Annotated in this window: 13 protein-coding genes; 4 read left to right on the top strand and 9 right to left on the bottom strand. The window is 65.1% G+C overall.

The genetic code is table 11. From position 1 onward, the window contains the following. The first annotated feature begins 6 nt into the window (after positions 1 to 6). Positions 7 to 1,290 carry a glycosyltransferase 87 family protein gene (locus ACQP2U_RS33890; RefSeq protein WP_433711218.1) on the top strand — a complete coding sequence of 428 codons (1,284 nt, stop codon included), beginning with the start codon at positions 7 to 9 and terminating at the stop codon, positions 1,288 to 1,290. On the opposite strand, the gene ctaD is transcribed toward ACQP2U_RS33890, so the two are convergent. Then, positions 1,291 to 3,027 carry an aa3-type cytochrome oxidase subunit I gene (gene ctaD, locus ACQP2U_RS33885; RefSeq protein WP_433711216.1) on the bottom strand — a complete coding sequence of 579 codons (1,737 nt, stop codon included), beginning with the start codon at positions 3,025 to 3,027 and terminating at the stop codon, positions 1,291 to 1,293. Positions 3,028 to 3,418: 391 nt separating this feature from the next. On the opposite strand from ctaD, the gene ACQP2U_RS33880 reads away from it, so the two are divergent. Continuing rightward, positions 3,419 to 5,365 carry a cytochrome c oxidase assembly protein gene (locus tag ACQP2U_RS33880; RefSeq protein WP_433711215.1) on the top strand — a complete coding sequence of 649 codons (1,947 nt, stop codon included), beginning with the start codon at positions 3,419 to 3,421 and terminating at the stop codon, positions 5,363 to 5,365. 1 nt (position 5,366) lies between these two features. Here the strand turns inward: ACQP2U_RS33880 and ACQP2U_RS33875 are convergent, their stop codons facing one another. Then, complete coding sequence (locus ACQP2U_RS33875) at positions 5,367 to 7,649, bottom strand: heavy metal translocating P-type ATPase (protein ID WP_433711214.1); 2,283 nt, start codon at positions 7,647 to 7,649, stop codon at positions 5,367 to 5,369. Positions 7,650 to 7,665: 16 nt separating this feature from the next. Beyond that, positions 7,666 to 8,400 carry a zf-HC2 domain-containing protein gene (locus ACQP2U_RS33870; RefSeq protein WP_433711213.1) on the bottom strand — a complete coding sequence of 245 codons (735 nt, stop codon included), beginning with the start codon at positions 8,398 to 8,400 and terminating at the stop codon, positions 7,666 to 7,668. Between the two features lie 65 nt (positions 8,401 to 8,465). Between ACQP2U_RS33870 and sigC the strand changes: the two genes are divergently transcribed. Continuing rightward, positions 8,466 to 9,032 carry an RNA polymerase sigma factor SigC gene (sigC, locus tag ACQP2U_RS33865; RefSeq protein WP_433711212.1) on the top strand — a complete coding sequence of 189 codons (567 nt, stop codon included), beginning with the start codon at positions 8,466 to 8,468 and terminating at the stop codon, positions 9,030 to 9,032. 194 nt (positions 9,033 to 9,226) lie between these two features. Here sigC and ACQP2U_RS33860 read toward each other — a convergent pair whose 3' ends face one another. The 3 genes from ACQP2U_RS33860 to ACQP2U_RS33850 are packed head-to-tail and all read right to left on the bottom strand — an operon-like array spanning position 9,227 to position 12,164. Next, positions 9,227 to 10,078 (bottom strand): ABC transporter ATP-binding protein, encoded by an 852-nt coding sequence (locus ACQP2U_RS33860; RefSeq protein ID WP_433711211.1) that lies wholly within the window; start codon positions 10,076 to 10,078, stop codon positions 9,227 to 9,229. After that, positions 10,075 to 11,124 carry a FecCD family ABC transporter permease gene (locus ACQP2U_RS33855; RefSeq protein ID WP_433711210.1) on the bottom strand — a complete coding sequence of 350 codons (1,050 nt, stop codon included), beginning with the start codon at positions 11,122 to 11,124 and terminating at the stop codon, positions 10,075 to 10,077. The genes ACQP2U_RS33860 and ACQP2U_RS33855 overlap by 4 nt, the downstream gene beginning before the upstream one ends. Beyond that, complete coding sequence (locus ACQP2U_RS33850) at positions 11,121 to 12,164, bottom strand: ABC transporter substrate-binding protein (RefSeq protein WP_433711209.1); 1,044 nt, start codon at positions 12,162 to 12,164, stop codon at positions 11,121 to 11,123. The genes ACQP2U_RS33855 and ACQP2U_RS33850 overlap by 4 nt, the downstream gene beginning before the upstream one ends. Positions 12,165 to 12,373: 209 nt before the next feature. On the opposite strand from ACQP2U_RS33850, the gene ACQP2U_RS33845 reads away from it, so the two are divergent. Continuing rightward, on the top strand, positions 12,374 to 12,835 hold the full coding sequence (locus ACQP2U_RS33845; RefSeq protein WP_433711207.1) for an STAS domain-containing protein: 462 nt from the start codon (positions 12,374 to 12,376) through the stop codon (positions 12,833 to 12,835). Between the two features lie 13 nt (positions 12,836 to 12,848). Here the strand turns inward: ACQP2U_RS33845 and ACQP2U_RS33840 are convergent, their stop codons facing one another. From ACQP2U_RS33840 to ACQP2U_RS33830, 3 genes are all read right to left on the bottom strand, one after another. Next, the gene (locus ACQP2U_RS33840) at positions 12,849 to 14,027 is read right to left on the bottom strand and encodes a DoxX family membrane protein (protein WP_433711206.1); all 1,179 of its coding nucleotides are present in this window, start codon (positions 14,025 to 14,027) and stop codon (positions 12,849 to 12,851) included. 661 nt (positions 14,028 to 14,688) lie between these two features. Continuing rightward, positions 14,689 to 16,452, bottom strand: a complete 1,764-nt coding sequence (locus tag ACQP2U_RS33835) for an N-acyl-D-amino-acid deacylase family protein (protein ID WP_433711205.1) — start codon at positions 16,450 to 16,452, stop codon at positions 14,689 to 14,691. Between the two features lie 4 nt (positions 16,453 to 16,456). Continuing rightward, positions 16,457 to 18,130: a class I adenylate-forming enzyme family protein gene (locus ACQP2U_RS33830; RefSeq protein WP_433711204.1), complete on the bottom strand. Its 1,674-nt coding sequence runs from the start codon at positions 18,128 to 18,130 to the stop codon at positions 16,457 to 16,459. Positions 18,131 to 18,148: the final 18 nt, after the last annotated feature.

The following is an 18,148-nucleotide window of genomic DNA, read 5'->3' as shown; positions in this document are numbered from 1 at the left end:
TGGGAGATGAGCGTGCCTGTATCGACGATCGAGACCACGGCGCCGCCAACCGCGGCACCGCCAGAGCCCGAACGCCGCACCATTCCCGCCGCGGCGTGCTGGGTGATCTCGATCCTCGGGACGGTCGCCGGTGTGTATTACATCCACCAGGTGCGGGAAACGATGCAGGTCATGATGCATCTGATGGATCTGAGCGTCTATCAGATCGCCGGGCACCGCGTGGTCGACGGCGCCTCCATCTATGACACACCGCTGCTGGGGCACACTCGAGGCGTCTGGGAGTTCGTCTACACGCCGTTCGCCGCGCTGCTGTTCGTGCCGCTGGTCGATCTGCACGGTGACGTCTTCACCTACGTCGGTGCCTTCGGCAACTTCGCCATGCTCACCGCGTCGGTGTTGGCGGCGCTTTCGATGCTCGGCTACCGTCGCGACCTGCGGTTGGTGTTGATCGGCGTGCCGATCGCTGGACTGCTGATGTGGTGCGAGCCGGTGCGCGAGACCATGGCCTTCGGTCAGATCAATATCTTCCTGTTGATGCTGGTGCTCGCCGATATGGCGTTGCCCGATTCCTCGCGCTGGAAGGGCGTGCTGACCGGGATCGCAGCAGGCATCAAACTCACCCCCGCCTTCTTTGTGGTCTATCTGCTGGTGACCCGCAGGTATCGGGCGGCCGTTACGGCCATCGGTGTATTCGCGGCGACCGTACTCGTCGGTCTCGCGGCCATGCCCAAGGACTCGCTGACCTTCTGGAGCGGTGCGTTCGCCGACCCCAAGCGCGTCGGTGTGCCGGAGAATCCGCGCAACGAATCATTGCGCGGTCTGCTCGCACGCACCATCGGTGTCCAGGGTGTGCACCAATTGCTCTGGCTGGCAGGCGCTTTCGTCATTGCAGCGGTATGCCTTTATCTGGCACGTCGGCTGTCGCTGACCGGATACGAACTGCCCGCGGTGGTGCTGGTCGGACTCACCACCACCGCGGTGTCCCCGTACAGCTGGGTTCACCACTGGGTCTGGCTGGCACCCCTGCTGGTCTATCTGGCAGACCTGGCCTTGCGCAGACGCGATGCGGTCACATCGATCGGGCTGCTCATCGCAGTGGTGGTCGCATCCGGAGGTGTGATCGCCTTCTTCGACCCGACCATGAGCAGCATCTACGACTATCCCGCGGGAAGCCACCTCGCGACCTTCCTCCACAACGGATACATCTGGCTGACGCTCGCATTATTCGGTGCGGCCGCCGTTGCGCTGCGACGTTCGGCACGTGACGCACTACCCGCCCCGGCGCGGTAATCAAGCCTCCGAAGCGTCCGCCGGTTCCCGTTCCGCGACCGCGGCGGCGTGTTTGGCGCCCGAGCCCCAACCGACGTGCAATTCGGCCCGCATCCGATCGGCCATGTGTGGGTAGTGCAGTTCGAAAGCGGGACGCTCGGAACGGATGCGCGGCAGTTCGTAGAAGTTGTGCCGCGGCGGCGGGCAGGTGGTGGCCCACTCCAGTGAGTTGCCGTAACCCCACGGATCATCCACCGTGACGACCTCGCCGTAACGGTAGCTCTTGAACACATTCCAGATGAACGGCAGCATCGACGCGCCCAGGATGAAGGCACCGATGGTGGAAATGGTGTTCAGCGTGGTGAACCCGTCACCGGGCAGGTAGTCGGCGTAGCGGCGCGGCATACCCTCGGCGCCCAACCAGTGCTGCACCAGGAAGGTGGTGTGGAAGCCGATGAAGGTGGTCCAGAAGTGCCACTTGCCCAGGCGCTCGTCCAGCATGCGGCCGGTCATCTTCGGGAACCAGAAATAGATCCCCGCGAATGTCGCGAACACGATGGTGCCGAACAACACGTAGTGGAAGTGCGCGACGACGAAGTACGAGTCGGTGACGTGGAAGTCCAGGGGCGGGCTGGCCAGGATGACGCCGGACAGGCCGCCGAAGAGGAAGGTGGCCAGGAAGCCGAGGGAGAACAGCATCGGCGTCTCGAAGGTGAGCTGGCCGCGCCACATGGTGCCGATCCAGTTGAAGAACTTCACACCGGTCGGGACGGCGATCAGGAAGGTCATGAACGAGAAGTACGGCAACAGCACCGCGCCGGTGGCGTACATGTGGTGCGCCCACACCGCGACCGATAGCGCGCCTATGGCCAGCGTCGCGTAGACCAATGTGGTGTAACCGAATAGCGGCTTGCGACTGAATACCGGGAAGATCTCGGTGACTATGCCGAAGAACGGCAGCGCGACGATGTACACCTCGGGGTGGCCGAAGAACCAGAACAGGTGCTGCCACAGCACGACGCCGCCGGTGCCGGCGTCGTAGATATGCCCGCCGAGGTGGCGGTCGTAGGCCAGCGCCATCAGAGCCGCGGTCAGAATCGGGAAGGCAAGCAGGATCAGGATGCTGGTGACCAGGATGTTCCAGGTGAAGATCGGCATCCGGAACATGGTCATACCGGGAGCTCGCAGGCAGACCACGGTGGTGATCATATTGACGCCGCCGAGGATGGTGCCGACACCGGAGACCGCCAGACCCAGGATCCACAGATCCGCGCCCGCTCCCGGCGCGTGCTCGATGGTGCTCAGCGGGGTGTAGCCGGTCCACCCGAAGTCGGCGGCGCCGCCGGGCGTGACGAAGCCCGCCGTGGCGATGGTCGCGCCGAACAGGTACAGCCAGTAACTGAGGGCATTGAGCCGGGGGAACGCCACATCCGGCGCGCCGATCTGCAGCGGCAGCACGCAGTTGGCGAAACCGAACAGGATCGGCGTCGCGTAGAACAGCAGCATGATCGTGCCGTGCATGGTGAACAGCTGGTTGAACTGCTCGGGTGACAGGAACTGCATACCGGGGCGTGCCAACTCACCGCGCATCAGCAGCGCGATGAGACCACCGATGAAGAAGTAGGTCATCGCGCTGGTCAGATACATGACCCCGAGGACCTTCGGATCGGTGGTCGTGAGCATTTTCCAGAAATAGGAGCCCTTCGGCCCGACCCGCTGCGGATAGGGCCGCGCAACTTCGAGTTCGGTCGTAACCACGGCCGTCGCCACCTTCCGATCGCTGATCAGCCTTGTCCGGATTATGCGCCTCTTCGATCTGCGACATGCGTGCTTTGCGCCATTGCCGCCGACTTGTCTGCTGCCACGGTATGACTCCGGCTGCGACCACGGTGGGATGTGCTCTGGTGCGACACCTGCTATTTCCGCATCCACTGCTTCTTCGCCATGGGCGTGCGATTCCTGCACCGGTTGCGGTGCGCGCTCGGATACCTTCGGCGCCATGAACCCCGTCGCCGTCCGGCTGTGACGCCTGCCATGTGATGTGCATCATGCCCGTCGCGGACCGGGAACCAGCGGCGGGCAGCGGCCGACCTGTGTGCGAGGGCTGGCACTTCCATGGCCGTCGCGGATCTTTGGCAATCGAGGATTGGTGGAAAACGTGCAGGTCAAGCGCTCCGATCACCTCGTGTGGCTGATCGCGGCGCTCGCCGCCGGCGCGCTCGTGCTGCTCGCTGCGCGCGCGGCCGGTGATATGCCCTACCGGTCGGCGGGCACCGCGTATCCCGGGTTCCCGGATGTCGTGTTCTATATCGTGCTGCGGGTGGTCGCCGCCCTGGCGGGTGCGTTCACATTCGGCGCATTGATTTACGCGCTGTGCTGCACCGTTGTTACCGCGCGCGGTCGGGTCGATGTGGACGGCTATGCCGGGGTCCGGGTGGCGGAGCGGGCGAGTCTGGTGTGGCTCGGCTCGGCGCTGGTCCTGATACCGGTGAGTGCGGCGAATGTTGGTGGGTTGTCGATTGGTGTCGCGCTGGAGCGGGGTGCGGTCGGCGCGCTGATCGATGCGAGCGAGCAGCCGAAGGCATGGATTGTGGTCTCGGTGCTGGCCGGTGTGGTCGCGCTGGCTACGCGGATGACATTGGCGTGGACCGGACTGGTCGTGCCGACTGTGCTCGCATTTGTCGCGGTGCTGCCGCCCGCAATGGTCGGCAATGCGGGGGAGGGTCCGAATCACGACTTCGCCACCGGCGCGATGATCATCTTCCAACCGGCGGTCTCGGTGCTGCCGGGTCTGGCCTGGTGTGTGGCGGCGCAGTTACGGCGGAACCGTTCCCAGGCCGCGGTCCGGCGGTACGGGCGCATCGGGCAGTTGTGTCTTACCGCGGCCACGCTCAGCGGGTTGGTGCTCGGTGCCGTCCTATTGCCGTTGTCGGCGCTGGTCAGCACGGACTACGGTCGGCTCGCCCTGGTGGTCGTCGGGTCGGCCGTCGCAATCGGGATCATGCTGAGAAGGATTGCTGCCGAAGATGTTTCGAGCGTTCTGATCTCAGGAACCGGCGCGCTTTCCATAGTCGCGACGGCTGCTCTGGTGTCGATGGCCGTCCAACCGGCGCCCGCCTTCGCCGACCGCTCATTCACCGCGCAGGAGGTGTTCCTCGGCTTCGATCTGCCGGGGCGGGCCGACGTCTGGCGACTGATGACCATGTGGCGCTTCGATATCGTCCTCGGTACCGCAGCTCTCACCGGTATCGCGCTGTACGCCGTCGGCGTACTGCGCCTGCGGCGGCGCGGGGATACCTGGTCGCCATGGCGCACGCTGTCGTGGACCAGCGGCTGTGTCGCCCTGTTGATTTCGACGTCGTCGGGGATCGGCGCGTACGGCTACGCCATGTTCAGCATGCACATGATCACGCATATGGCGCTCAATATGTTCGTACCAGTGCTGCTGGTACTCGGCGCGCCGGTGACCCTGTTGCTGCGTACCGTTCCCGCCGCGCCCAAGGACGCGGTTCCCGGTGTGCGCGAATGGGTTCTGTGGATGTTGCATTCCCGCCCGACCGCGATACTTGCCCATCCCGGCACCGCGATCGCGGCGTTCGTGTTCTCGCTCTACGGCCTGTACTTCACGCCGCTGTTCCAGAACCTGATCCGTTATCACTGGGGCCACGTCTTGATGAACGTGCACTTCCTGATCATCGGCTATCTGTTCTACTGGGCCATTATCGGCATCGACGCGGGTCCGCGCCGCCTGCCGCATCTGGGTCGGCTAGGTATGTTGTTCGCCATCATGCCGTTTCATGCCTTCTTCGGCGTCGCGGTGATGTCGATGAATACCATTATCGGCGAGCGTTTCTACGAACAACTCCAATTGTCCTGGCATATGGACCTGATGGCCGATCAGCGAGTCGGCGGCGGCATTGCCTGGGTCTCCGGCGAAATCCCGATCCTGCTTGTGGTCGGTGCGCTGCTGACACAGTGGGTGGCCCAGGATCGGCGCACCGCGGTGCGTTCCGATCGCAAGGATGACGAGTACGGCGACTCCGAACTCGCCGCCTACAATGCCATGCTGGAGAAATTGGCGCAGTCGCGCCGTTGATTCAGCGCGCGAACCGCACCCGCCGCAGGCGCAGACTGTTGGAGACAACGAAGAACGACGAAAACGCCATGGCCGCACCGGCGATCAACGGATTCAGCAGGCCGAGCACCGCCACCGGGATGGCGACCACGTTATAACCGAAGGCCCACACGAGATTTCCCTTGATGGTGCGCAGGGTGGCATGGGCGAGTTCGATGGCATCGGCAACGGCGGCGAGATCGTCGCGGACCAGGATGACATCGGCGGCCGCGATCGCGACATCGGTACCCGTCCCGATGGCCATGCCGAGGTCGGCGGTGGCCAGCGCGGCGCCGTCATTGATGCCGTCGCCGACCATGACGACGCGGCGGCCCTGCTCCTGCATGCGGGTGATGAGTTCGACCTTGCCCTCCGGAAGCAGTTCGGCGACAACCTCATCGATGCCGATCTCATCCGCGACCGACTGTGCGGCATAGGCGTTGTCACCGGTGAACATCATGATGCGCAGCCCGAGCGCGTGCAGTCGGGCGATGGCATCGGCGGCGGTGTCCTTCACCGTATCGGCGACCGCGATCACCGCGCAGGCCGCACCGTCGACTACCACGAGCACTACGGTGCGCCCCGCGCGTTCCTCCTGGCGCACAGCACGACTCAGCGTCTGCGGGACATCGATACCGTGGTCGTTCAGTAGGCGGAGACGACCGACCATTACCTCGCGACCCACGACTGCACCGCGTGCGCCCAAACCCGGCAGTGCCGTGAAGGATTCGACCTCCGGCAGGTCGTCGAGCAAGGTCCTGGCGTGCCGGGTGATGGCCGCGGCCACAGCGTGTTCGGAGGCCGCCTCCACCGCACCCACCAATCGCAACACCTCGTCCTCGGTCACCGAATCCGTGACGGTCACCGCGACCACGCTCATCACGCCGTTGGTGACCGTGCCGGTCTTGTCCAACACCACGGTGTCCACATCGCGGGTGGCTTCGAGCGCCTGGTGTCCCTTGATGAAAATGCCGAGCTGGGCTCCGCGCCCGGATGCCACCATCAGCGCCGTCGGAATCGCCAGCCCCAACGCACACGGACACGCGACCACGAGCACGGCGAGGGCGGACGAGGCGGCCCGGTCCACACCGGAACCGAGCAGCCACCAGGTCGCGAAAGTGCCTGCCGCCACCGCGAAGACGAACGGCACGAAGACCGAGGAGACCCGATCGGCGACGCGCTGCATGCGCGCCTTCCCGGTCTGTGCCTGCTCGACCAACCGGATCATGCCGGACAGCTTCGTATCCGCGCCCACCGCGGCCGCCGCCACGACAAGCCGACCGGTGAGCGCGGTAGTGCCACCGATGACGGCCATCCCCTCGGTCACCTCGACCAGAATGGATTCGCCGGTCATCGCGCTGGCATCCACACTCGACTCGCCGGAAACCACCAAGCCGTCGGTGGCGATGGTCTCACCGGGGCGAACCACGAACCGCTGTCCCTCGACGAGTGCACCGATGGGGACCCGCATCTCGCGATTGTCGCGGGTCAGCACCGTGACCTCGCGCGCGCCGAGTGCGGCGAGCGCACGCAGCGCACTGCCCGCCGAACGCTTGGCCTTCGCCTCGAAATACCGCCCGGCGAGCACGAATGTGGTGACACCCGCCGCGGCTTCGAGGTAGATCGCATCACCGGACCAGAACGCGTCCCATACGCCGTTCGGGATTTCGGTTCGCTCCGCATGCAGGAACATGGTGTCGAGCGACCACAGCGTCGCGGTCGTTACGCCGACGGAAACCAGTGTGTCCATACTCGCCGTAAAATTCTTCGCGCCCACCAGGGCCTTTCGGTGGAATGGCGCGGCTGCCCACACCACTACGGGCAGCGCCAGCACGGTCAGGATGATCTGCCAGCCGGTGATCCGGGTGGCCGGGACCATCGCGAACATCACCGACAGATCGGCGAGGGGGAAGAACAGCAGTAGTGCGACGACCAAGCGGCGGAACAGATCCCGGACTGCCGCCTCCTCGGGGGCACAGGAGACGGGTCCGGTGCTATCGGTGATCGGCTGCGCGCCGTAACCCGCCGCGACCACCTCGGCGCAGAGCTGGTCGGCGGAGATGTCCTCGGCCGCATCGACGGTGGCGACGCCGGTCGCATAGTTCACCGAGGCCAGTACGCCCTCGACCTTATTGAGCTTGCGTTCCACTCGGTTCGCGCAAGCGGCACAGGTCATTCCGGATACCGCGAGCGAAATGCGGGTGGTTTCGCGTTCCGGACCAGTGCTGAGATCTGGGCCGACCGCCGCCCGCGTTGCTGTGTTCATTCAATTCCGTTCGGTGTCAGGCGGCAGGATCTTGGGTAGAGCGGAGATGCCCGGTGCGGCGGCCGAATCGGGCGCCGGGTGGCAGGACGAGTTCAGTGGCCGCGGGATTGCTAGTCCGTGTCGGCGGCGAGGTTTCCGGTCGGCGGGTGCGATGCACCACCGCGACCAGCACCAACGCGGCGACCAGAATGCCGTGCGAGAGCACCCGGGAGATCGGCACGACCCCCGAATACAGATCACCGATGACAAAGGCGGTGAGCGTTGCCACCAGCACGCCCAGTACCGGCAGCACACCGGAGGTGGCGTACGGCCGCAGCGCGCAGTAGATAAATCCGATGCCGATCGCCAGGCTCCATGCCGTCGACTCGTTCATCAGGTGCTGAGTCATTTCAGCGTCGTGGTGATGCGTCATGCCGAAGTCGAATCCGGCGAACTGGCCGATCGCCAGCACACACTGCACGACCCCGAGCAGACCGAGCAGCAGCCTGAGCCACTTCACCTCGGAAAGTAATGTCCGCCACATCGATCCGCGCGGACGCTCCAGATCGGCGGCCGCGAATATGGCATCGGTGAGATCGGGTGCGTACGCCGAACCGCCGCGCAGCAGGCGCGAGGTCTCCACGGCGGCCGCGTACCAGGAACAGCACTGCGCGCACTGTTCCAGGTGTTCGTCGACACGCGCCGCAGGCGCGGTTTCGCGTTCGCCATCGATCCGGGCCGACAGTGCGGTCCGGCAAACCTTGCACTCCACGTACAGATTGTCGTCCGCCAGCACCGCAAAGTTCCCGAGGGCGCGCAGGGGTTATTGTCGAGCCCATGCCGACGCCCGCCGAGGATGACGAGACGACTCAGCTGGCACTAGCGGCGGCGCGTGGGGATCGACGAGCTCTGGAAGCTTTTATCCGGAGTACCCAGAAGGATGTCTGGCGATTGTTGGCCCATCTCACCGAGCTGTCGCGTGCCGATGATCTGACCCAGGAGACCTATCTGCGTGCGCTGGGCAGCATCAAACGCTTCGAGGGTCGTTCCACCGCCCGGACCTGGTTGCTGTCCATCGCGCGCCGTGTCGTCGTAGATCAGGTGCGAATGGCCGTGGCCCGGCCGAGCATTGCGCAGGGCGTCGATTGGGTTGCCGCGGCGGACCGTCAGGCGGCGCGGCGCGATGGGCTCGCCGACATCGTGGAGCTGAAGCTGTTGCTCGAGGATCTGTCCGTGGAGCGTCGGGAGGCGCTGGTGCTGACGCAGGTGCTCGGTTTGTCGTATGCCGAGGCCGCGGCGGTGTGTGGGTGTCCGGTGGGCACGGTGCGTTCGCGGGTGGCGCGTGCTCGCGAAGAGCTCATTGCCGCAACGCGCTTCGGCGGTAAGCGCCGCGCCAACGGCTGAACCTGCAGCGTCGCATCCTGCTCTGCTCCGCGCCATCGGCGGTGCGCGAATCCCGAGTAAGGCGGCAGCTTTCGGACCTCGCGGGCAGTTGGAGGTCGAGGTATTGCGATGTAACGCAATCAGATCGACGGTGAGCGCCCGCGAACGGCAGATTCCGCCTTCCGCTGAGTACGCGAATCCCGCAGGAGCGTTGTTCAGCTGGCAGCCAGAGGCTGTGCGGCGTAATGCAATCGGACGATGCCGTCCTCGTGCACCTCGGCAGTGGCATTGACACCGAATACTTTCCGCAGCAGTTCGGGCGTCATGACCTCGAGCACGGCACCCGTCGCGACGACCTTGCCGTGATCGAGCACGACCAGCTGATCACAGCAGCGCACCGCGAGATCCAATTCGTGCAGTACCGCAAGCGTGGTGATACCGGTCGAGCGGACCAGGTCGAGTAGTTCGAATCGAGTGCGCACGTCGAGGTGGTTGGTCAGTTCGTCCAGGACCAGCAGGCGCGGTTGCTGTGCGAGCGCCCGGGCGAGCAGCACCCGCTGACGCTCACCACCCGATAGTGAGCCGATCGGGCGCTCGGCATAGTCGGTGACATCTGTGCGCGCCATGGCATCCGTGACCGCCGCATGATCGGCGACGGTGTCCCGGCTGAACAGCGCGTGATGCGGATTGCGGCCGAGCCAGATCAGCTCGGCGACCGTCAATTCCGTCGCGCCCGAACCATTTTGCAGTACGGCCGCGGTAGTGCGTGCCGCCGCGCGCACCGACAGCGAACTGATATCGGTGCCGTCGACGAGCACCACGCCCCCCTCCGGTCGCAGCGTCCGATAAATGGTCCGCAACAAGGTCGTCTTACCGCTCCCATTCGGCCCCACCACCCCCACGAGCGCCCCGGGCGGCGCATGCAACGTCACCGCATCGAGCACTCGCGCACCCCCGAATCCAACCGTCACCCCCACCACCGACAACTCGGCCATCTGGGTACCCTGTGACTCGACCGGAGGCCCAGTGTGCGGGGTGCCCGGCGCATGGGCGGGCTGCCCGGTCACGCCGGACCTCCCTCGTGGCGGAGTAGCCAAAGGAAGAACGGTGCACCGAAGGCGGCGGTGAAGATGCCGAGGGGAAGTTCGTTGGGAGCGTTGATGGTTCGCGACAGCAGGTCGACCAGGACGAGATATGCCGCGCCGAGCAGTGCCGCCAGCGGTAGCACCCGACGGTGATCCATGCCGAAGGCCAGCCGTATCAGATGCGGAATCATCAAGCCCACGAAGCCGATTCCGCCCGCCACCGCGATGAGCACGCCGGTCAGCAGGGAGGCCAGTACCAACAGGATGATTCGGGTAGTCCGGACGTCGACGCCCAGCGCGGTGGCCTGTTCGTCGCCGGTGCCGAGCACATTGAGGCGACGACCGAAGGCCAGCACGACGGCGACGACCATGAGGACCACCAGCGTGACCGGTCCGAGTCGGGACCAACTCGCGCCGGAGACACTGCCCATGGTCCAGAACATCACCGCACGAAGCTCATTCGGTGTCGCACGTAGTTGGAGGTAGTTCGTCGCCGCCAGCAGGAGATATCCGACGGCGACGCCGGCCAGCACCAGACGGGTCGGTGCCAGCGTGCCGCGCCGCTGTCCGAGAGCGAAAACCACTGCGGCGGTACCGATTGCGCCCATGAAGGCCGCGGTCGAGACGCCGATGCCGCCGAGTGCCGCACCTGCGGTGACGATTACGGTCACCGCGCCGAGTGCGGCGCCCGATGACAATCCGAGCACATACGGATCGACCAGCGGATTGTTCACCAGCGCTTGCAGAATCACGCCCGAAATCGCCAAGCCGCAGCCGCAGAGCGCGGCGAGAATGACCCGGGGGAGGCGATAGTTCCAGATGATCTGGTCGACGGTGAACCCGACATTCGGTGTCCCACCCGACAAGTGGGCGAATATGACCCGCAACGTATCGGCAATCGAGACTGCGACCGATCCCGCGCCGATGGATACCAGCATGACCACCAACAGGATCGCCAGCGAAACGGCAATTGTGAACGGCAGGGGCGTGGTCGCCGACAACCGCCGTCGTCGAAGCGTGTTGGTCATGAGAACTGTTGGGGGTGTACGAGTCTGGCGATCTTGTCCACGGCGATGTTATTGCTCGGTCCGAGGTAGATCGAATCCGAGAGCACCGTGTAGTCGCTGTTCTTGCTCGCGTTCCACTGCGGAAACTGCTCGAGGATCCGCCTGGCCGCGCCATCGATATCGCGATTGCGGTAGTTGACCACGATGAGCCCGTCGATCGGGGTGATGGCGAGCATTTCCTTGCTGATCGTCACGAAAGTGGTTCCGTCCGTTCGGTTGAACGGATTCACCGCACCGGCCTTTTCGATTACGTCGTTCCAGATGCCGCCTGCCGCGATGGCCGAAAAGTCGCCCCCATCGCCCATACCCATATCCGGGAAGATGAGTAGCACATTCTTCTTCGGCTGGCTCGCCACCCGCGCGGATGTCTCGGCGATTTTGCGCTTGATGTCTTCGATGAGCTTCTCGGCGCGACCGGGCACATCGAAGATCGTGCCGAAATCGCGCAGCATAGCGTAGCTGTCCTCGACGGTCGGCATGCCGGAGACGGCACCGGTCGGAGCGCAATTGGTTCGGGGAACATAAGTATTGGCTCCCGCACCGGACAACTCGGCACGAGTGGCGAAACCCTGATCGGCGGAGAAGCCGCCACCTCCGGTGGAGATGACGAGATCGGGATGCTGGGCGAGCATGGCCTCGCGAGGGATGTCCTGCAGGTTGTTCGGCGTGATGCCACCGGTCGGCAGGGCAGCGATGGCTTCGGCGCGGCCGGACACATCGGAGAAGCCGTAGGACTGCGCATTGGCGATGACGCGGTCCGCGACGCCGAGAGCGACGAGCGACGAAATCTCGCCGACGGAGCCGCCGTTCATCACCACAACCCGCTTCGGTGCTTCGGTGAACGTATAGCTCTTGTCGCAGTTCTCCACGCTGACGGGATATTTCGTGCCGCCGTCGGTCGCTGCGGCGGGTGCGGTGGACGCGGATTCGGTGACCGTGGTCGAACATCCGGCGACGGTGATGGCGCCGACGGTCAAGGCCAGCACAGCGCTACGTTTCATGGGCGGGATCTTTCGATACGATCGCCGGTTTCGGTAGGGCGCATCCGCACCGCTGTATGCTGCATGAACACTTAGTCGTACGGCATCACGCCATGGTTCCCGGTGATTTTTCGTATCCGTTACCGTGTGGCGCGCGGGATCCCTGTACAGACCCAGCCGATCCTGCTTGACTGGTGAGATAGGTCCGACCGGACCGCAGGAGCCAGCGCATGTCGACCCATTTCGCTTATCCGGCAGGTAGACCCGCTGACCGTGACAAAACCGAACACGGTGAGCGCGTTGATATTTCGACCGTGCCCGGAGCTCGGATCATCCAATTCACGGTGAGCCATCCGCGTGGTGATGTCACGCTGGTAGTTGTGGCGGGCGAGGTCGATTTGTCGACCGCGCCGCGACTACGGGATAAGTTGTTGCGCGCCTTCCGTTCTCAGGGATCGATCATGGTCATCGACTTGTCCCCGGTCACCTTCTTCGCCGCGGCCGGGCTGACGATCCTGGTCGAGGCGCAGGCGGCCGCCGAAAAGGCCGATCGCCGAATGGTTTTGATCACCACGGTGCGCTGTGTCGATCGGGCCATTGAGCTCACCGGACTTTCCGCGAACTTCTGCCGCGTTACTTCATTGGCCGCGGCACTCGCGGGCCCTACACCGGGATGTGCTGCCCCGGTGTAGGGTTCGCGCGAATTCAGCCGCGCCGCGCCTCCACGCGGGCACGGGCCTTCGCAATCCGTTCCTGTGCAAGCGCCGCCCGGTCCTGAGCTTTATCGAGCTTGCGCAGCGCCCTGTCCACCCGCGGCTGGGCCTTCTTGGCACGTCGCTCGGCCTTCGCGGTCAAGCGCGCACCGCGCTTCTGTGCTTTCCCCGAGAGTTCGGCGCCGCGCTTGCGCGCGGTCGAGGCGAGTTCGGGTCCGCGCTCCTTGGCGAGCTCGGCGAGCTCGATGCCGCGGTGCTGGGCCTTCTCCGCCAAGCGCGCACTACGTTTCTGGGTTTTCTCCGAGAGTTCGGCGCCGCGTTCGCGTGCGGTCGAGGCGAGTTCGGGTCCGCGCTCCTTGGCGAGCTCGGCGAGTTCGGCACCGCGGTGCTGAGCTACTTCGGCGAAATGCGCACCTCGCTCGCGCGCTGTCGCGGCGATTTCAGGGCCGCGTTCCCTGGCGAGCTCGGCGAGTTCGGCGGCCTTCTCGGCCCACTTCGCACTGCGTTCCTTGGCCAACTCGGCCCATTCCGGACCGTGCTCCTTGACCGTATCCGCGATATCGGACCCGCGCTCCTGCGCGGCCGTCGCGACCCGCGTCGCCGCGACATCGCCGAGTTCGCGGGCCCGCGCGGCGGCATCGACCGCGTGCCGTCGCAAGCTCTCGCTCGTCGCCGAATCCGTTGCGGTGAACGGCAATGCGGCCGAAACGGCTGCCGTGGCATTGCTCGCGGCGCGTCGACCACGCCAGCCGAGCGAAGGCCTGCCCTCGGTATCCGCGCTGGCGATCATCAAACCGCCGAGCAGACTCACATCCTTGAGGAAGGCGTTGCGCTTGGCCGCCTTGCGTTCCGGATCCTTCTCCGCCCAGAAATCCTGTTCGGTGAGCGTCGCGGGAATCACGGTCGCGGCCAGGGTGAGCGAGGCCAGGCGCGGAAACTTGCCGAGGGCAAGCAGCACGCCCGCGGAGACCTGGGTGATCGCATTGATCCGCACGACCGTCCCCGGATCCGCTGGCAGTTTCGCGGCGATATTGTCGGGCAGCGATTGCTGACCCTGCTGGACCAGGGTCGATGCCGCTTGGGTGCGTGGCTCGGGGTGGACCAGCGCGTCGACCCCATCGGCGACGAACGCGGTCGCCAGCAGTGGTCGGGCAAATCGGCGTAGCAACATGACGTCCCTTTCCTCGATGGCTGAGGTCCGGGTAACCGCGTTCGGCGCCGTCAAACAACAAGATCAACACCTGAATCGGGGTGTGACCGGGTGTTCTGTCGCGCCGAACGGCCGTACCTGCGGACTGGACAGAAAGGTGGTGATGATGTTCGTTACGGTCTCTGGATTCTCCACCATAGGCAGATGGCCGCAATCCGTGAGCTGAATTCGAGTGTGCCGATGCAGTGTCGCATCCGGGCGGGCCCGGCGCGGGCGGACAGGATGCGATTCTGCTTGCCCAAGATGGTGCAGATCGTGGGGTTGAACATAGGTCGGCATAGGTCGGGAGTCCTGCGCCAAGCCGTGCAGCGCCTGCAACCGGCCCTTATCGCCCCAGAGCGCCATGAGCCGCGCGGTGAGTGTCGCAGTGTGCGCAGCCGCCCGCTTTCGCCGAGCTGATCAGCCACGATTCGGGAGATGACCGCATCCGGCAGCTCCAACCTGCTGGCCACCGGCGCCAGCAGGAGTCCGGCGCCCCCAGGCCACTGCTGACGCGGTCATAGACCCGATCCCGACCGCGATGGGCGAAGATCGCCACGCCACCTCTTGCGAGCGGATAGGCGAACACCTGTGTTCGCCAGTAACGCTTGACGTAGCACGGATCCGGCGACGAAGCGAATTGCTAGCGGATGGTCGGGCGAGGTCGGGAGTTCGCCCGGAGGAAGCGTCCGGTGCGGCGTGCACCGAGCGCCGGTGCCGCCACGCCCGCGCCGAAGACGTACTCCCCGCCGACGAGCACCGCGACCACCGTGGCGTCATTGCGATTGACCATGCGCGACAGATTATCGAATACCGCGATCGGTGCTTCGGCGTACCCCTCCACGGTCTCGTCCAGCTGGGCGGGATCGATGACGACCAGATCGGCGCGGTCACCCGGACGCAGATGGCCGGCGTCGATGCCGTACCAGTCGGCCAGTTCGCCGGTAATGCGGTGTACCGCACGTTCGAGGGACAGGAACGGATGCCCCGCGCGCTCGGCGTCGTACACCCGCCGTAGAAACCGCAGCCCGAAATTGTAGAAGGCCATATTCCGCAGGTGCGCGCCCGCATCCGAGAAGCCGAGTTGCACACCGGGGTCGGCGGCGAATTTATCCAGCACCTGCGGCCGGTAATTGGAAATCGTTGTGTGCCAACGCACCTTGCCACCATATTCGACGACCAGGTCCAGGAACGCGTCCACCGGATGCAGGCCACCGCGATCCTGCCCGACCTGACCGAAGGTCTTGCCGATCACCGAAGCATCCGGACACTCCACGATTTCGGCGTCGAAGAAATCGCGATGCCACACCCGCGGCCCGAACTTCTTGTCGTAGTCCTTGCGGAATCGGCGTCGGTAACTTTCGTCACGCAGTAGTTCCCGGCGCTGCTCCAACTGGTCGGACAGGTGCAATGCGGCAGCGCCCGAACCGAATTCCTCGAATACCGGCAGATCGATACCATCGGAGTAGACCTCGAACGGCACCGGCAGATGCTGCCAGCGGAAGTCGCCGCCCAGCCGATTGAGCACCCGCGCGATAAGCGGAAAGATCTGGGCGACAGCGGGAATGGCCTTGATATCGGCCGCCGACAGCAGGCTGACCTTGAGGGGTTTGCGGAAGATGCCGAGGCTGCTCGCCGCCATCGCGACCAGACTCTGCGGCCGGGCCACATCCGGACCACCCTGCAGCACCCGGCCGCGACGCCGCAGGATCGCGTTGAGCCTGCGGCGTTCGCGGGTGGTCGCGTAGGTCGAGGGCAGCGTGCGTGACCGGCAGACCTCACCGTCGAGCTTGTCGAATAGCAGCTGTTGGGAGGACATGCCGACGAAGCCCGCGTTCAATGCCTCATCGAGTTTCGCTGCCATGGCGGTCAATTCGGCGTCGGTAGGCCGAACCTCCTTGCGGGTGGCGCGATCCAATCCCATCTCCGCTGCCCGGATATCGGAATGCCCGATGAAGGCGGCCAGGTTGGGTCCGAGCGGCAGCGCCTCGAGTGCCTCGACATATTCGTGCGCCGAAGTCCAGGACTTGATTTCGGTCATTGCCGCGATCACATGTTTGCGTGGAATGGCCTCCACCCTGCCGAACAGGTCGCCGGCGTCCGATGCGTCGACATGCACCGTCGACAATGAGCACGATCCGAGCAACACGGTGGTGATGCCGTGCCGGATGGATTCGGTCAGCGCCGGACTCTGCAGCACCTCGACGTCGTAGTGGGTGTGGATATCGATCATGCCGGGAATCACCCATTTCCCGGCGGCATCGATGACGTGTGGGCAGTCGGTCTCGTCGAGGGGTTCGGCCGAAACCGCGGCTAGAGAACCTGCCCGGATTCCGAGGTGACGGATGGCCGACGGCGAGCCGGTGCCGTCGAACCACCGTCCGCCTCTGATGATCGTGTCGTACATGGCTTCACTCCGCGGTGGACAGGGCTTCGGCGATTCCGGCCCGCACAACCTTGCCGGTCGCATTGCGGGTCAGGGGAGTCGTGGTGATCCGCCACCGAGCGGGCACCTTGTAATACGCGATGCGCTGTTTCGCGAAGTCGGCCAAATCCTGTTCGGTTGTGGCGGAAGTGTTCTCGACCACAACCAGGGCCGCGACCACCTGGCCGAGATCGGCATCGGGCACCCCGACGACGGCGGATTCGCGCACCGCGGGATGCTCGTCCAGACACTGCTCGACCTCGGTCGGATAGACATTCTCGCCACCGCGCAGAATGAGATCCGAACGCCGGCCGGACAATCGGAGTCGGCCTTGCTCGAGGACACCGATATCGCCGGTGCGCAACCAGCGCTCGGGCGTGATGGCCGCGGCGGTCGCGGCCTCATCGGCCCAGTAGCCGAGCATGACATAGGGGCTGCGCACCCAGATCTCACCCTCGACCCCCGCACCGACGGGTTCGCCGAGCGCGTCGCGGATCTGCAGGTCGACTCCGATCACCGGGCGGCCGACGGTATCCGGAAAGGCGGCCAGTTCGGCCGGTGCGGCGATGGTCGCCGCGGTACTGCATTCGGTCATGCCGTAGCTGGTCACCAGAGCGGTTTTGGCGACCGGAAGTTGTTCGCGCAGTTGCTGTTGCAGCGCGGCCGAGGACGGTGCCGAATTGAGCGAGAAGGCGGCCAGTGAGGTCAGATCGTATTTCGACAGATCCACTTCGAGTAAACGACTCGCCATGGTCGGCATCGCACCCCAATTGCTGATCCGCTCGCGTTCGATCAGCCGCAGTATCCGGTCGGCATCGAACGCTCCCTGGTATATGACGGCGGTATCGCCGGTCACCATGCGCGGCAACACCAGATTGTGCAGGCTGGCGATATGAAACAGCGGGGAGGTGAGCAGGAAGCGGCGGCCCTTCGGGCTGCCGTCGTCTACGCCGTCCTGGAAGGCGGCGGCGAGCGCGTCGTTGAACCGGTGATAGTCGATGACCGCCACCAGGTTTCGATGCGAATGCACCGCGCCCTTGGGGCGGCCGCTGGTGCCGCTGGTGTAGAGGATGACCGCGGGATCGTCCTCGTCCACCGGAGTATCCGGTAGCTCCCCCTCGCCGAACTCGGCTATCAGGGCGGGCAGGTCGGTCTCCATGGTGAGCACGGGAATCCGAATATCCAACTGTGCCACCTGACCCGCGCGTTTCGCATCGACGATCAGGACCTTCGGGCTGGTGTGCTCCAGACCGTAGGCGATTTCGCGCGGCATCCACCAGGCGTTGTACCCCACCGCGATCGCACCCAACGTCTGCGCCGCCCAGAAAGTCACCACCCATTCGGGAGTATTGGCGGCGAGTATGCCGATTCGGTCACCCTTTTCGACGCCGTATCGCTCCCGCAGCGCACGAGCCAACGCTGCGACGGTGGCCACGTGCTCGGCATAGGACATCCGCCGGTCCTCGGTGACCAGGTAGTCGCGATCATCCAGGGCGACCGAGGCCGCGAGCACTTCGCGCAATGAGCGCACCCGGTCCTCGAGCACCGGAATCGGTGCGCCGAGCACATCTTCGACCGTCATCTCGAACGGCCCGCCGGGACCGGTCAGCCGCGCGACGGCCTGAGTGGCCAATGCCTGTGGATCGAAGGGCTTTGTCATATCGACACTTCCTCATGG

The sequence above is a fragment of the Nocardia sp. CA-084685 genome (assembly GCF_050955785.1).
GTDB lineage: Bacteria > Actinomycetota > Actinomycetes > Mycobacteriales > Mycobacteriaceae > Nocardia.
This window is presented reverse-complemented; position numbering and strand designations above follow the sequence as displayed.